Here is a 14,668-nt window from a genome sequence, read left to right as displayed (position 1 = left end):
CGGGCCCCGCGCCATCGCACAGCCGCGCATCCTGGATGCCCCAACCACCGGCACGGGAGGTCCGGACATGCCGCTCAGGTTCCTTGGTACGACCAGCGAGGACGGCGACTGCCCCACCCTGTACGAGATCGATTCCACGGGCGAGATCCTCGTGCAGGGTGAGCGCGTGACCGACCCCACGCTGCTGGCACAGCTCCGCGACGTCAAGAAGTCCGAGACGTTCGTGACGGTACCCCGCGGGCTGCTGACCAGATTCGCCCCGCGCGCCGAGGTCGGCGAGATGGTTCCGTTCTCCGAAATCAGCGATCTATTCCGCGAGTTCAAGCACACCGCGTGGCGCCTGGAAACCCGTCGCGGCTACGCCTCCGACCGCAACAGCCCGAAGTGGGCCCGCTGGAAGGCCGGCCACGACATCACGGCTGAGCCCTTCAACGCCTGGCGCGTGAACGTCCAGAAGCAGGTGGCCGCCGGTAAGCGCTTCGAACGCGTGCGGCTGGTCGACGAGCCGCTCACCGAGGGGCAGGAATTCCTCCTCGCCACCGGACCGGGAAACGTCTCGGCCGGCGAGGACATCCGCAACCTGAGCCGTGCCGAGGCGGAGCGCCTTCGACTGCCCGACTACGACTTCTGGCTCTTCGACTCCCGAATCCTCGCCCGCTTCGTTTTCGGCGAAGACGACACCACCCTCGGCGTCATCCTCTCCGAGGACCCGGCCGAGGTGGCCGCCGCCTGCCAGACCCGTGACGCCGCGTGGCACCACGCCGTACCCACCGCCGAGTACGCGAAGCGGGTACGTTCCTCGATGTGAGCAGTACTGATTTTCAGTCCGGGCGGGAAGCTCTCGGCGCGCGACTGCGCGAACTGCGCGCCGAGACGGGATTGAGCGGCAAGGACTTTGCAGAGCGACTCGGATGGCCCGCCTCCAAGGTGTCGAGGCTGCAGGCGGGGAAGCAGACCCCGTCGGTAGGCGATATGGAAGCGTGGGCCCGCGCCGCAGGAAAGCCCGAGGTCATCGCCGAACTCAAGGCCCGTACCGCAGGCCTTGAAACGACGTACCGGTCATGGAAACGCCAACTCGCGGCAGGCCACCGCGCCCGCCAGGAGCAGGGCATCGCCGAGACCGCCGCGACGATCCTGACCCGCGGCGTCGAGGTCGTGCGCGTACCCGGCCTGCTCCAGACCCCCGAGTACGCTCGTTACGTTTTCGAACAGAACGCGGAGTTTCGGCGCACCCCCCGAGACGTCGACGCCGCAGTGCGGGCCCGCGTAAGGCGCCAGGAGGCGCTCTACGACCCCGACAAGACTTTCCACTTCCTCATCTACGAGCCCGCTCTGCATGCAAGCACAAGCCCCGGCCCGGTCCACGTCGCCCAACTCGACCGCCTTATGGGCGTGATCGGCCTCGCCAACGTGAAGCTCGGCATCGTCCCTCTCGCCGCTCCACTGCGGCGCGCCCCTTCGCACGGATTCTGGATCTACGACCGGCGTCTCGTAATCGTCGAGACCATCAATACCGAGATGTGGCTTGCGGACGAGGCGTCTTTGGAACTGTACGAGCGGTCGTGGGACTGGCTGTCGGAGTCCGCCGTGTACGGCACGCAAGCGCAGCGGCTCATCGGCCGAGTACGCGCTGCTTTCGGGTCTGCCTGAGCAATACCCCGAAGCCATCGAGGCTTCTCGCGCAATACGGTGCAATCTTCGCGCGGTCCCGCAATTGCGCGACCTACCGTCCTGGGGCATGGCGACCAAGTACTGCGGCTACTGCCAGAAGCCGATCAACGGAGAGGCCGTTGACATCGAGGACCACAGCGACCGAGCGGCTCACCCGCCGGCCTACTGGCACCGGTTCGGCGACCCGGAGTGTTTCCTCGCCCGTCCGCGCCCGTGGACGCAGCCGAACATCGGCGGCCTCCGTCTCGACCTCCAGAAGTTCCGGCGCCGGCAGGGCCGCGCTTCCTGAGCTCCCCGTCAACAGGCGGGGCTCCGCCCCGGTCTTCTCCTTGGCCGGACAGACCGCGAGCGGAACCGGGCCTCCGGAACGGGGCCCACGCACGACGGCGGGCGGGAAGGCCGCACGCCGGGCACGCACCCAAGGAGCATCGCATGACCGCGACCGCAGTTGAAGTCCGTCACGGCCGGGACCTGGTCCAGCCGGAACTGTTCCAGCGGCTCGCCGCGTTCTGCGCGGACGAGTACCGCATGGAGCTGCCCACGGCCGAGGCCGTCATGGACCAGGGCCTCGCCTTCCTGTGGACCATGGGCAGCTCCGGCAAGGGAGACGTCATGGCGCCGAGCCGCCAGGTCGACCCCGCCTGGCACACGTTCATGCTCCACAGCCAGGAGTACGCCGACTGGTGCGAGGAGCGCTTCGGGCGGTTCCTCCACCACGCCCCGAACAGCAAGACCCGAACGCTCGGCCTCATGCACGACGTCACCGACCTGATCCGCGAGGCCGGTTTCGAGGTCGACAAGCAGCTCTGGGGCACCGCCGCGGACTGCAACGAACCGGCCTGCTGCGGCGACGGTCCCTGCTGCTGACCCGGCCCCGCCCCGACCGTCCGGCCCCCGTCGCATGCGTGGGCCGGACGGCCCTCCCCGAAGGCCGAACTCATGCCCGTCGTCGACAGCGACCGCGTCACCGTCTTCCACATGTTCGGCGAGCTCTTCGCCTACACCACACGCTCGGAGGGAGACATCCCGTACGGGGAAATCGGCATCGTTGCAGTCCTCAACCCCAGCACATCCCCGGGCGCCCTGTGGACACTGGCCACCCAGTTCTGCCGCGAGCGTGACCAGGCCGAGCAGCACGCCCAGTGGATCACGAGCCAGGCGTCCCGAGCCCGAGTGGCAGGCACTGGCCGTCTGGCCAACATCCTCGGCGCGAAAAGGGAGTTCGAGACGTACAGGGAACACCGCTTCGCTGCCCTGTACTTCAACCACGAGCTCCTGCGCACCGGCGCCATGCGCATCATCGGCCTCGACCTCGCTCCCCTCGCAGAGACAGCCGCAGCGGAACGGCGCTACTGACTGAGCCGGGCGTCTCACCATGGGTGCGGCGCCCGGCTGGGTCATGGTCGGCCTTGAGTGAGGGACTGCAGGAGCAGGAGCAGCGGCGCGATGACGGAGGCCATGAGAAGTACGGCCGTCCGGGTACGGCGGCTCATGGGTGCTCGTCGTGCGGGGCGAGGGGTGCCGGATGGCAGGGGCATCCGCAGACGAGATGGCGGACCCCTGGCACGCCGCTGTCGCGGGGGGGGTGTCGTCCTGACAGTGATCGTGGCGGCCGACGATGCATCGGGGTGACCGGTACTCCGGCTCGGGAGTACCCGTAAGCGCGCCCGCTAGCAGGGACACGGTCACCGCGTCGGCGATCTCCGGTGTCACCCACCATCCGTCGCCCGCGCGGTCGCGGTGCGGGCCGTCGTGTGCCACGGCGAGCACGCAGACCGAGCCGACCCAGACCGGACGTACGACTTCCGCGACGGCGACCACGGACCGCCGTGCCCCACAGCGCTTCATCGGGGGCTCCTGGCATGGATGTCGCGGTGATCGACGTCCGGACCGACCGTCGCCGCCCAGAGCACCCGGCGCCTCTTGCACTGCGCCGACCGCCCGCCAGTACCGGACAGGTAGGGGCGCGCCAACGGCGACCGCGAGCCGTCGATCGGTGCCGTCTGCTCCCGGGCGTACGGAGAACGCCGGGCGGGGGCGCGAAGGTGCGGCGCTGGGGTCGGGGGTGTCGGAAGCGGATGGATGGCCTGACGGGGGCGATGCCTGCCAGTGGGTGGCAGGGTCGGCGTGAGCAGCCCCAGCAGCAGAGGGATCAGCACTCTGCCGCACACGTGCGCAATAGGGTTCCGCACGTCATCAACTCCTTTGAAGTTGGTGGCCGTACCCCGGGAGGTCTAGCCACCTCGCCGGGGTCTTTGTCGGCACTGGCCAGCGACGGACTCGCGGGGTCCCCGTATGGCACGGCGGCCGATCAGCACGGCGGCGCCGTACTCCTCGGCGAACCGACGAGGGCTACGCCTCCGTCGAGGGAGCGTTCTCCTCTGAGGGCGTGACGTAGGAGCCCTCGCCAGGAACGGCGCAGGTGTCCGCCCACCGGTCGAGGAACTTCCGCCATCCGGCCTCGGCGCGCGCGGAGGGCCTGGCTCAGACCCGTCGGCGGTACGGGAGCACCGAGCTGCGGTTCATCAGCGTCCGTCGTTTCCATGAGCCGACCTTAAGCGCAAACAACCATAAGCGGCAAGCACTTAAGGTTGGCTCTTCAGTTCGGAAGAAGCGAGGAAGTAGGGTCGCTGGCAACTGCGAGCTGGAGGTACGAAGATGTCGGGCGATGCGTGGATCAGCGAGACCGCGCCGTACCTGGCGCCCCGCGAACCCGGCCAAAGCGATGCCTGGACCGAGGAGGCCGCTCGCCGTGGGCACAGTGGCGGCCAACGTCTTCTCCAAGCGGGCGAGGTGGAGGCCCCCGACGCGGTCCGCAGCGCCCTGCGGCTGTCCGCCGGCGAGCGCGTGATCGTCAGGAGCCGCCTGATTCTGCTCGACGACCGGCCCGTGGAACTCGCCGACTCCTATTACCCCGCAGCCATTGCCGGGGGCACGCCCCTGGCGGAACCGCGCAAGGTGCCCGGCGGCGCCGTCACTCTCCTCAAAGAACTCGGATACACCGGCGCCGAGGTCGTGGAGGACGTGAGTGCCGCCCTCGCCACTACGGAAGAACGCGAGCGGTTGGACCTGCCGGAAGGCAGCGCTGTGCTGCACCTGCTCCGCCTGACGCTGACCGCCGACGGAACACCGATGGAGGCATCCCTGATGACCATGCCGGCCAGCAGGCATCTCACGTATCGGCTCGGGAAGCAGGGCGCGTGATGGCGAAGGTGTTCAAGGATCCGAGATCACCGCACCAGAAGATCGCGGCAGAGCTCCGTCGGCAGATCACCCGAGGAGACCTTCTCCCGGGGAGCAAGCTGGGCTCGACGGCAGAGCTGATGGAGCAGCACGGCGGCGTGGCCAACACGACCGTCCAGAAGGCCCTCCAGACACTGAAGGCCGAAGGACTCGTCGAAGGCCTCCCCGGCAAGGGCGTGTACGTGCGGCAGCACGCACAGGAGTCCGTCGAGCCCATCGCGTACATGAGGCCGGCCGCGCCGGGCGAGCCATACCCGTGGGTGTCCGAAGCCGCGAAGCGGCAGCGCCTCGGAAGGTCCCAGCTTCTGGAAGTCGAGGTCGTCGTCCCGCCGAAGGAGGTGGCCGACGCCCTGCGCCTCGGTGACGGCGAACGAGCCGTGCTCCGGAAGCAGATCCTGTTCCTGGACGACGAACCGACAGAGCTCACGCGGTCGTACTATCCGCTGAGCCTGGTCGAAGGCACGGCCGTACAGGAGAAGAAGCGCATTCGAGGCGGTACCCCGGCGCTCCTCGATTCGATGGGCTTTCCCCCGCGTGAGTTCGTGGACGAGTTGTCGTCCGAGATCCCGACGGAGGAAGAGGTCGTGGCACTGGAGCTTCCCAAGGACATGCCCGTCCTGGTCGCCTTCCGCGTGGTCTACTCCGACGACCGGCGTCCGATCGAAGCCACCTTGATGACGAAGGCGGCGCACCGGTACCGGATGCGCTACAGGTTGCCCGTGACGTAGCGGACCTGGCAGGGCGCTTCCGCTGCTCAAGCCCTCCTCCAGCCGGTGGGGCGCGGCCGCTCCGCCCAGACCGCCCCGTACTCCGAAGGACGGCAATGCCGTCGGGGTCGTGGGCGGGGGTGCCACTGTCCTGGTCGGCACGGCGGTCGCACCACGGGCTGAGGGGTGGTTCCCATGCGCCTCGGCAACGCCTCGCAGGCGATGCCGTCGTCGGGACCTCGGTCCGTGTACGTCGGTTCCGTCAGGCCCGAGGTGATGCGGTGCTCGGGGGTGAGGACGTGCGAGGCGGTCATTCCCGATCGCCCGCACAGGGGGTTTGGGCGGGATCACGTCCATCACTTCCCCCCGTCGGGGGAAGGGTCCCCCCATGGACAGGGAACAGGACCGCCACCGGCTCGCCACCGCGCTCGACGAGGCGCGGGCCGGGCTCGGTGAAGGCGGGATTCCGATCGGGGCCGCGCTGTACGGGGCCGACGGCAGGCTGCTCGGGCGCGGGCGCAACCGGCGGGTGCAGGGCGGCGATCCGTCGGCGCACGCGGAGACGGAGGCGTTCCGGGCGGCGGGGCGGCAGCGGTCGTACCGGGGGACGACGATGGTGACGACGCTGTCGCCGTGCTGGTACTGCTCCGGGCTCGTGCGGCAGTTCGGCATCTCGCGGGTGGTGGTCGGGGAGGCGCGGACCTTCCAGGGCGGGCACGAGTGGCTGGCGGAGCACGGGGTGGACGTGGTCGTGCTCGACGACCCCGAGTGCGCCGAGCTGATGCGGGGATTCATCGAGGAGCGGCCCGAGCTGTGGAACGAGGACATCGGTGACGAGTGACAGCGAGCGGGGACGTCGGTGACCAGGGAGCGCCGGCGAGGACGTCGGTGACCAGGGAGCGCCGGCGAGGTCGTCGGTGACCAGTGGGCGCCGGCGAGGTCGTCGATGACCAGGGAGCGCCGGCGAGGTCGTCGGTGACCAGAGACAGCGAGCGAGGGCGTCGGTGATGAGAGACGGCAGCGAGGACAGCAGTGGCGGCGGCATTCCGACCGTGGACCTCTCCGCGGCCGAGCCCGCGCTCGGGGCGATCGACCGTGCGCTGCGCAGGGCCGGATTCCTGCTGGTCAGCGGGCACGGCATCGATCCCACCCTGCCCGCCGCGATCCGGGAGAGCGCCCGCGCCTTCTTCCACCTGCCCGCCGAGGTGAAGCAGCGGTACGCCGTGAAGGTCGGCGGGCGGGGCTGGCTCGGGCCCGGGGCGGAGGCCAACGGGTACGCGGAGGGCACCGCGACCCCGCCCGACCTGAAGGAGTCGCTGTCCTTCGCCGCGGACCGGCCCACCGGGCGGCCCGAGGTCGACGCCGAGTGGTTCCTGCCCAACCGCTGGCCGGCCGAGGTGCCGGAGCTGAGGCCGCTGGTGGAGGAGTACCTGGCGCGGATGCAGGCGCTGTCCGACCGGGTCCTCGGCCTGCTCGGGCTCGCGCTCGGCGAGGGCGCCGACTTCTTCACCCGGCACACCGGGCACCCCACCTTCGGCTTCAACGTCAACTGGTACCCGGGGCGGGAGCGGCTCGGCGAGCCCGAGCCCGGGCAGTTCCGGATCGGGCCGCACACGGACTTCGGCACGGTCACGGTCCTGGACCGGCAGGCCGGCAAGGGCGGGCTCCAGGTGTACACGGACGGCGGCGGCTGGGCCGACGCCCCGTACGACCCGGCGGCCTTCACCGTCAACATCGGCGACCTGATGGCCGTGTGGACCGGCGGGCGCTGGCGCTCGGGGCGACACCGGGTACTGCCGCCGCCCGCGGACGCGCCGGACGAGGAGCTCATGTCGCTCGTCTACTTCTACGAGTGCGACCCGGGCACCACCATCAACGGGATCGAGTCCCACGCCCATCTGCGGGCGCAGCTCGACGCGATCACGGCGGACGGAGACGTCCGGTGAAGGCGGGCGAACGCTCACGGTGAACTCCCTGGATTCCCAACACCCGCCGGATATCCTTGACTTGGGATGTGACGGGGCACGTCTGGTGGGATGCGCGGGGGGTAGCGGGTGGACAGAGTCCTGTACGGTCGCGAGGCGGTGTTCCACGAGACGGGACTCGCGGCGCGGCTCATCGGCCTCGGCGGCCGGGACTTCGCCCGCGTCCCGTACGAGCACGGCGACGACCCGCCCGTCGTCGTCTTCACCGGCGGGCGCGGCATGGGCAAGACGGCCCTGCTCAAGCAGCTGCGCAACACCTACCGGGGCGCCACCCCGCTCGCCCTGATCGACTGCGCCGCCATCACCCCGCCCGCCGACCACGGCCCCGGCTGGACCGAGCTCACGGGCGCGCTCGCCGAGCTCGCCGTCCAGCTGTCGCCGCGGGTGACGGGGGCGAAGCCCGTCCAGTTCCCGCGGCTCTCGCTCGGCCTCGTCGCGGTCGCCTCCATCAGCTGGACCCAGGAGGACGAGGAGCGTGCCCAGCGCGACCTCCAGCGGCTCGGCCCGGTCCTGTCGACCGTCGACGCCACCAAGGGCGCGGCCACCAACTGGGTCACCAAGGTCCTCACCAAGCTCGCCGCCACCTTCGCCGACGCCGCCGTCCCCCTCGCCGGACTGCTGGCCGAGGCCACCGTCGAGACGGTCCTGGAGGAGGTCTTCGGCAAGTTCCACAGGAAGTCGGAGAACTGGTACGGCAGTTACCGCAACGCCGGCGGGCGCGGCAAGGCCGGGCTCCAGCAGCTCGCCATCGACTTCGAGCAGCGCGGCCGACGCCGCCAGGAGGCGGAGGACTTCCTCGTCGGCGCGCTCGTCGAGGACCTGGGCCAGGCCTACAAGGGCCTCACCCGGGTCGGCACCCGCCGCGGCAGGCCCGTCCTCCTCCTCGACAACGCCCACGGCGAGCTCGGCCGCCGGCTCGTCGAGCCCATCCTGCGGGCCCGCCACGACGGGCTCCGCGACAAGGTCGTCGTCTTCGCCGCCTCCCGCGTCCGCGACCACGAGGGCCTGCGGCACGCCCGCCGGCTGCGGCTGCCCGAGACCACCCACCGGGCGCCCTGCGAACGCGGCGGCGACATCACCTCCGGCATCCTCGCCGTCGAGCTCACCCCGCTCTCCCCCGCCCAGACCCAGGCCGCCTTCGACCGTCTCGACCCCTCCGGGCTCACCCCCGCCGACCTGGCCCGGGGCGTCCACCGGCTCACCGGCGGCCGCCCGCTCGGCGTGACGCTGCTCGGGCAGGCCGCCGCCGAGACCCCGCGCGGCGAGCGGCCCGCGCTCACCCCCGGCGCCCTGCTCGACCGCGACGTGGAGCTCCGCGAGGACGCCCGTCCCGTGCCGGTCGTCCCGGCCCTGCTCGCCGCGCTGCTCCCGCAGCCGCGCCTGGAGCCCTTCACGGTGCTCGCCGCCGCCCACGACGAGGTGTCCGCCCGGCTGCTCGCCCGCACCCGGCTGCACACCGAGTCCCGCGACGGCGACATGGCGCTGCGGGTCCGCGACGAACTGCGCGCCGAGGACTGGCCGGAGGGCCCCGAGCACTTCGTCGCCGACCCGCTGCTGCGCGCCCTGCTGCTGCACCGGCTGCGCTTCGCCGACGGCGACCATCCGCGGCACGCCGCCTGGCGCGCGGTCCACGAGACCCTGCACCGGCACTACGAGCGGGACGACCAGGGCACGGGCCGCCCCTACCGGCTCCACCACGAGCTCGCCCTGGGACGGGTCGAGAACGCCGTCGACCACCTGCGCACCACCTTCCACGAGCCCGACGTGGTGGGCTGGCTGGGCCGGCTGCGGTTCATCGCCTCCGCGCCCTACCCCCGCGCGCCCGGCGCCACCGGACCCGACCCGCGGCGCGACGCCGCCCTCGGCCGGCACGCGCCCGACCGGCTGCCCGCCGGGCTCGACGCCGAGGCGACCGCGCTGCATCTGTCCGTACGGCGCCTGCTGCACGCCGTATGGCTGCTCACCGATCCGCTCGCCCTGCCCGACGAGGACGTGACCGACAAGCTGGCACACGAGCTGCGCCAGCTGTCCGGCCGCCACCTCACCGGCAACAGCCCGCTGTGGGACGCGGCCACCCACTGGCCGAGGGACATTCACGCCTGGCGGCGGCTCTCGCTGCCGCCCGGCCGCGAGGACGGAGTCTGAGGCCATGGCCAACCGGCTGCGCAACCGTTACCTCTACACCCCGCGGCAGAAGCTCTTCGCCGCGCTGATCGCCCTCGTGGTGCTCGGGGTGCCGCTGTTCTACGGGATCCGGGCCTGGGTCACTCCGGAGGACCGTTCCTGCGCGGCCGGCGTGGCCCGCCCCCAGGGCTCCGACGAGTGCATCGGCGTCAACGGCGACGGCTACGCCTTCGGCGTCGACGCCCTCGCCGAGATCGCCGGGCTCATCCACCGCGAGAACGCCACGCTCAAGGCCGACGAGTACGCCACCGTCGCCGTGCTGCTGCCGCTGACCTCGCCCGACCCCGGCATGCGCGTCAAGGTCCTGCACGAACTGCAGGGCGCCTACGCCCGCCAGTACCGGGCCAACCACGAGTCCAACAGCGAGACCCCGAAGATCCGCCTCGTCCTCGCCAACACCGGCAGGGGCAACGCCCACTGGGCGACCACCGTCGAGCAGCTCAAGGCGATGACCGACGCGCCCGCCCGGCTGCGCGCGGTCACCGGCGTCGCCACCTCCTCCACCGAGATACGCCAGGCGGTGACGGCCCTGACCGGCGCCGGCATCGCCGTCGTCGGCACCACCATCACCGCCGACGACATCGCCAACGGCCCGGGCCACAACCGCTACCCCGGCCTCGCCCGGGTCTCCCCCACCAACAGCGACGAGGCCAGGGCCCTCGCCCACTTCGGCCGGGTCGACGCCGCCAGGGCACTGCTCGTCCAGGACACCCGCACCGGCGACCACTACACCGACACCCTCAAGGCCGCCTTCGCCGCCTCCCTCAAGGGCGCCCCCTACGAGCCGCAGCTCTTCACCTCGCCCGCCGACCCCACCGAGGAGGGCACCACCGCCAACACCTTCCGGCAGATCACCCATCTGATCTGCGACACCCGCGCCGAGACCGTGTTCTTCGCCGGGCGCCACACCCAGCTGCGCCAGTTCATCAACGCGCTGGGCGCCCGCGGCTGCGCCGAGCGCCGCTTCACGATCCTCACCGGCGACGAGGGCTCCTACCTGGGCGGCGACGCCAAGCTCGACCGCTCCGCCCTCAAGGCGCGCCTCACCGTCCGCTACGCCTCGCTCGCCCACCCCGACGCCTGGCGGCCCGCGCCCGGCCGACCGGTCCCGGCGACGGGCGGCTCGACGGTGGCGTACGAGACCTTCGTCGGCGACGTCGCCCGTGCCTCCAAGCAGCCGGTCGCGCTCGCCGACGGGCAGGCGATCGTCGCGTACGACGCGATGGCGACGGCCGTCCACGCGATCCGCCAGGCCACCCCGGACAAGGCCGCCTACCCGGAGCTCGCCGACGTTCCCGTCCAGTGGCCGCAGGTGAAGGGCTCGCTGCGGGTGCAGGGCGCGAGCGGCTGGATCTGCCTGGACAACTACGGCAACCCGTACAACAAGGCGGTCCCGATCGTGGAACTCGCCCAGGACGGCACCCAGCGCTTCGTCCAGATCGCCTGGCCGGAGGGGAAACCCCCGGCCGAGAGCTGCCTGCCGCCGAAGCGGGGGTGACCGCCCCTGGGGCCGTCCCCTACGGCTCCCACTTCGGCCAGGGCGCGTCGTCCCGGGCGTACAGCGCCCGCAGCTCCTGCCAGCGCTCGGGCGACCAGGACTCCCAGTGCGTCGGCCGCCCGTCCAGGGCGTCCCGCAGCCGCTCCAGGTGGTCGTGCCAGCCGGCCAGCATGTCCAGCTTCGCGCCCCGCGTCCCGCGGAACTCCGTCGTGAAACGCAGCACGGTCGACCCGCCGCCGTCCGGGCCCGGTTCCAGGTGGAAGCGGATCCGGCCGTGCGGCGGGCCGACCGTGTACTCGGCCACGTAGTCGTGGTCCCAGGCGGTGACCCGTCCCGAGACGACCGTGTCGCTGTTGAGCCAGCGCAGCGTGACGTGCCCGTCGAGCCGCGGCTCCAGGGGGTCGGCCGCGCAGAGCCACTGCGGCAGGCCCTCCGGCGTGGCCACGGCGGCCCACACCGCGATCATCGGGTGCGGGAGCTCGACCGTGAACCGCAGCAGATGCGTGTCGCCGTCGTGGGTCTCGCTCCTGCCCCGGGGTATCTCGCTCATACCTCCAGCGTGGCCCCGGGGCCCGGCCCTCGCGAGCTCAGACGCCCGCGTAGGAGTGCTTGCTGCTGACGAAGATGTTGACGCCGTAGTAGTTGAAGAGGAAGCAGGCGAAGGCGATGAGCGCGATGTACGCGGCCTTGCGGCCCTTCCAGCCGGCCGTCGCCCGGGCGTGGAGATACGCGGCGTAGCCGACCCAGGTGATGAAGGACCAGACCTCCTTGGCGTCCCAGCCCCAGTAGCGGCCCCACGCGTCGCCGGCCCAGATCGCGCCCGCGATGATCGTGAAGGTCCACAGCGGGAAGACCGCCGCGTTGACCCGGTAGGAGAACTTGTCCAGGGAGGCCGCCGACGGCAGCCGCTCCAGCACCGAGCGGGCGAAGGCGCCCGGGTTCCCGCCGCCCGCCAGCTTGGCCTCGTAGGAGTCGCGGAAGAGGTAGAGCAGCGTGGCGACCGCGCCCAGGTAGAAGACGGCGCCGCAGAAGATCGCGGTGGAGACGTGGATCCACAGCCAGTAGGAGTCGAGCGCCGGGACCAGCTGGTCGCTGGGCGTCTTCAGCCAGGTGACGGCCATGCCGAGGTCCAGCAGGACGGTGGTGACCAGCGGGAGCCCGATCCAGCGCACGTTCTTCTTGGCGAGGAGGAAGCCGAGGTACGTGCCGACCGCCACCGTCGAGAAGGTGGTGGAGAACTCGTACATGTTGCCCCAGGGGGCCCGCTGCACGGACAGGGCGCGGGTCAGCACGCCGGCCGCCTCGATGACGAAGGCGAGCGCGGTGAGCGAGACGGCGATCCGGCCGTAGAGGTCGCCCTTGACGGTGCCGCCGGCCGCGCCGGGGCCGTCCGGGACGTCCCGGGCACCGGCCGCGGAGCGGGTGACGACCTTCGGCTTGTCGAGTACGGCGGTGCCTCCGCCGGCCGTCCTGACCTGGACGCTCACGGCCGGGGCCGGGCCCGCCCCGGTCCGGGTGAGCGCGGCGGCGGTGCGGCCGACCTTGCTGCGGCTGCCGAGTACCCACTCGGCGATGTGGGCGAAAAAGGCCAGCGTGTAGACGGCCATGGAGGAGTAGACGAGCAGGTCGCTCATCTGCGCCAGGCTCTGGTTGGTCTCGGCGGCGAGGATCACTTCTCAGCCCCTTCGGACTTCTCGGCAGGGTCTTCTGCGGGGTCTTCTGCGGGTTCCGGCGCGGTCGGCGCCTCGGTGTTGAGCGCGACCGCGAGCTCGGCCAGCTCCTCGGGCAGCTTGGCGGACTCGCTCCGGCCGAGCCCGGCCATCTCGACGACGGTGACGCCGTCCTCGCCCCGGACGGCGCGGACCCAGACCCGGCGGCGCTGGATGAACAGCGAGCCGCTGAGTCCGGCGATCGCGGCGACCGCCCCGGAGAGGGCGAGGCCGTTACCGGGCTGCTGGGTGATGGAGAAGCTGGCCCACTCCTTGATCTCCTTCTCGAAGGTGATCGAGCCGGCCCCGTCGGGCAGCGTCATGGTCTCGCCGGGCAGCAGCCGGTTGGCGCTGCCGGTGCCTCCCTGGACCTTGAACTGCTTCATCTTGGAGGTGTCCAGCTGGTACACGTTCTGCGGCAGGCCGGAGTTGACGCGCAGGTCGCCGTGGTAGCCGGTGACGGCCATCACGGGGAAGTCCAGCGCGGGGAACTGGGAGAACATCTGGCCCTTGCCGGCGCCGGCGAAGGTCGGCACGAAGAAGGTGTTGAAGCCGAGCTGTTCCTTCTTGCCGTTCTTGTCGCGGTAGCCGTCCATCACCTTGATCGCGCCGGTGGAGGTGATGTTGTTGTCGAAGGGCAGCAGCGGGACCGCGCCGTGGTAGACGACCTTGCCCCGGCCGTCCTTGACGGTGACGACGGGCGCGTAGCCGTGGGCGATCAGGAAGACCTTCGCGTCCCCGACCTTCAGCGGCTCGTTGACCCGGATGACCGCCTTCTTCTCCGGCCCGCCGAGCTCGGAGTAGCGCACGGCCGCCTCGAAGGTGCGCGGGGTGCCGCGCTGCGGGCCGCTCTTCTCGTACGTGCCGGTGAAGCTGTCCAGGGTGAAGCTGAACGGCTCCAGCTCGTCGGTGCCGAACTGGGAGCCGGACTTGAAGTCGTCGTACTGCGTGAGGGTGTTGGAGAAGCCGTCGCCCTCGACGATCAGCTTGCCGCCCTCGGACTTGAACATCACGCCCCAGGCGAAGGCCACCAGCATCACGATCAGGGCGACGTGGAAGACCAGGTTGCCGGCCTCGCGCAGGTAGCCCTTCTCGGCGGCGACGGCGTCCCCGACCGTGTGGGCGCGGTAGCGGCGCCCCTTGAGCATCGCGAGCGCGGCCTCGCGGACCTGCTCGGGCTCGGCCCCGGTGCGCCAGGTCGTGTACGCGGGCAGCCGGGTGAGCCGCTTGGGGGCGCCCGGCGGGCGGCCCCGGAGCTGGCCGACGAACTGCCAGGTGCGGGGCACGATGCAGCCGATGAGGGAGACGAAGAGCAGGATGTAGATCGCGGAGAACCACACCGAGCTGTAGACGTCGAAGAACTGGAGCTTCTCGTAGAGCGGCGTGAGCGTCTTGTGGGCGTCCTTGAAGGCTCGCACCTTCAGCTCGTCCGCGCTGGTCTGCGGGATGAGGGAGCCGGGGATCGCGCCGAGCGAGAGCATGAAGAGCAGGATCAGGGCGACCCGCATGGACGTCAGCTGGCGCCAGAACCAGCGGATCCAGCCGAGCGGGCCGAGGGAGGGCCCGCCGAGGGCGGTCTCCTCGCGGGGGGCGGTGGACAGCTGCGCCCCGGCCTCGCCGAGGTTGCCGTCGCGCTCCGCCGTGTCGGTGCTACCGGTGTTGCTCATGTCG

General features: G+C 71.3%; 14 protein-coding genes. 11 read left to right on the top strand and 3 right to left on the bottom strand.

What is annotated here, in order from left to right:
• Positions 1 to 67 precede the first annotated feature (67 nt).
• The 11 genes from ACH414_RS26535 (at position 68) to ACH414_RS26485 (ending at position 11,288) form a co-directional block, all read left to right on the top strand.
• On the top strand, positions 68 to 808 hold the full coding sequence (locus tag ACH414_RS26535) for a DUF6879 family protein (protein WP_398943612.1): 741 nt from the start codon (positions 68 to 70) through the stop codon (positions 806 to 808).
• A complete protein-coding gene (locus tag ACH414_RS26530) occupies positions 805 to 1,650 on the top strand; it encodes a helix-turn-helix domain-containing protein (protein WP_398943610.1) in 846 nt (281 codons plus the stop codon). Before ACH414_RS26535 ends, ACH414_RS26530 begins: the two co-directional genes overlap by 4 nt.
• A gap of 88 nt (positions 1,651 to 1,738) precedes the next feature.
• Positions 1,739 to 1,960, top strand: coding sequence for a hypothetical protein (locus ACH414_RS26525; RefSeq protein ID WP_382541570.1), 222 nt, complete (start codon positions 1,739 to 1,741; stop codon positions 1,958 to 1,960).
• 143 nt (positions 1,961 to 2,103) lie between these two features.
• The gene (locus tag ACH414_RS26520) at positions 2,104 to 2,538 is read left to right on the top strand and encodes a glycine-rich domain-containing protein (RefSeq protein WP_382541568.1); all 435 of its coding nucleotides are present in this window, start codon (positions 2,104 to 2,106) and stop codon (positions 2,536 to 2,538) included.
• Positions 2,539 to 2,610: 72 nt separating this feature from the next.
• Positions 2,611 to 3,027 (top strand): hypothetical protein, encoded by a 417-nt coding sequence (locus ACH414_RS26515; RefSeq protein ID WP_398943608.1) that lies wholly within the window; start codon positions 2,611 to 2,613, stop codon positions 3,025 to 3,027.
• Between the two features lie 1,302 nt (positions 3,028 to 4,329).
• Positions 4,330 to 4,875: a GntR family transcriptional regulator gene (locus ACH414_RS26510; protein ID WP_398943606.1), complete on the top strand. Its 546-nt coding sequence runs from the start codon at positions 4,330 to 4,332 to the stop codon at positions 4,873 to 4,875.
• Positions 4,875 to 5,642 carry a GntR family transcriptional regulator gene (locus tag ACH414_RS26505; protein WP_398943604.1) on the top strand — a complete coding sequence of 256 codons (768 nt, stop codon included), beginning with the start codon at positions 4,875 to 4,877 and terminating at the stop codon, positions 5,640 to 5,642. The genes ACH414_RS26510 and ACH414_RS26505 overlap by 1 nt, the downstream gene beginning before the upstream one ends.
• A gap of 367 nt (positions 5,643 to 6,009) precedes the next feature.
• Positions 6,010 to 6,462 (top strand): nucleoside deaminase, encoded by a 453-nt coding sequence (locus ACH414_RS26500; protein ID WP_398943602.1) that lies wholly within the window; start codon positions 6,010 to 6,012, stop codon positions 6,460 to 6,462.
• A gap of 166 nt (positions 6,463 to 6,628) precedes the next feature.
• Positions 6,629 to 7,567, top strand: coding sequence for an isopenicillin N synthase family dioxygenase (locus ACH414_RS26495; protein ID WP_398943601.1), 939 nt, complete (start codon positions 6,629 to 6,631; stop codon positions 7,565 to 7,567).
• 108 nt (positions 7,568 to 7,675) lie between these two features.
• On the top strand, positions 7,676 to 9,751 hold the full coding sequence (locus ACH414_RS26490) for a hypothetical protein (protein ID WP_398943598.1): 2,076 nt from the start codon (positions 7,676 to 7,678) through the stop codon (positions 9,749 to 9,751).
• 4 nt (positions 9,752 to 9,755) lie between these two features.
• Positions 9,756 to 11,288 carry a hypothetical protein gene (locus ACH414_RS26485; RefSeq protein ID WP_382541551.1) on the top strand — a complete coding sequence of 511 codons (1,533 nt, stop codon included), beginning with the start codon at positions 9,756 to 9,758 and terminating at the stop codon, positions 11,286 to 11,288.
• A gap of 19 nt (positions 11,289 to 11,307) precedes the next feature.
• Here ACH414_RS26485 and ACH414_RS26480 read toward each other — a convergent pair whose 3' ends face one another.
• The 3 genes from ACH414_RS26480 to ACH414_RS26470 are packed head-to-tail and all read right to left on the bottom strand — an operon-like array spanning position 11,308 to position 14,664.
• Positions 11,308 to 11,838, bottom strand: coding sequence for an SRPBCC domain-containing protein (locus tag ACH414_RS26480; protein WP_386566084.1), 531 nt, complete (start codon positions 11,836 to 11,838; stop codon positions 11,308 to 11,310).
• A gap of 37 nt (positions 11,839 to 11,875) precedes the next feature.
• The gene (ccsB, locus tag ACH414_RS26475; RefSeq protein ID WP_382541545.1) at positions 11,876 to 12,961 is read right to left on the bottom strand and encodes a c-type cytochrome biogenesis protein CcsB; all 1,086 of its coding nucleotides are present in this window, start codon (positions 12,959 to 12,961) and stop codon (positions 11,876 to 11,878) included.
• On the bottom strand, positions 12,958 to 14,664 hold the full coding sequence (locus ACH414_RS26470) for a cytochrome c biogenesis protein ResB (protein WP_398943594.1): 1,707 nt from the start codon (positions 14,662 to 14,664) through the stop codon (positions 12,958 to 12,960). Before ACH414_RS26470 ends, ccsB begins: the two co-directional genes overlap by 4 nt.
• Between the last annotated feature and the right edge of the window lie 4 nt (positions 14,665 to 14,668).

This window comes from Streptomyces sp. NPDC020422, assembly GCF_044386705.1.
Taxonomy (GTDB): domain Bacteria; phylum Actinomycetota; class Actinomycetes; order Streptomycetales; family Streptomycetaceae; genus Streptomyces.
This window is presented reverse-complemented; position numbering and strand designations above follow the sequence as displayed.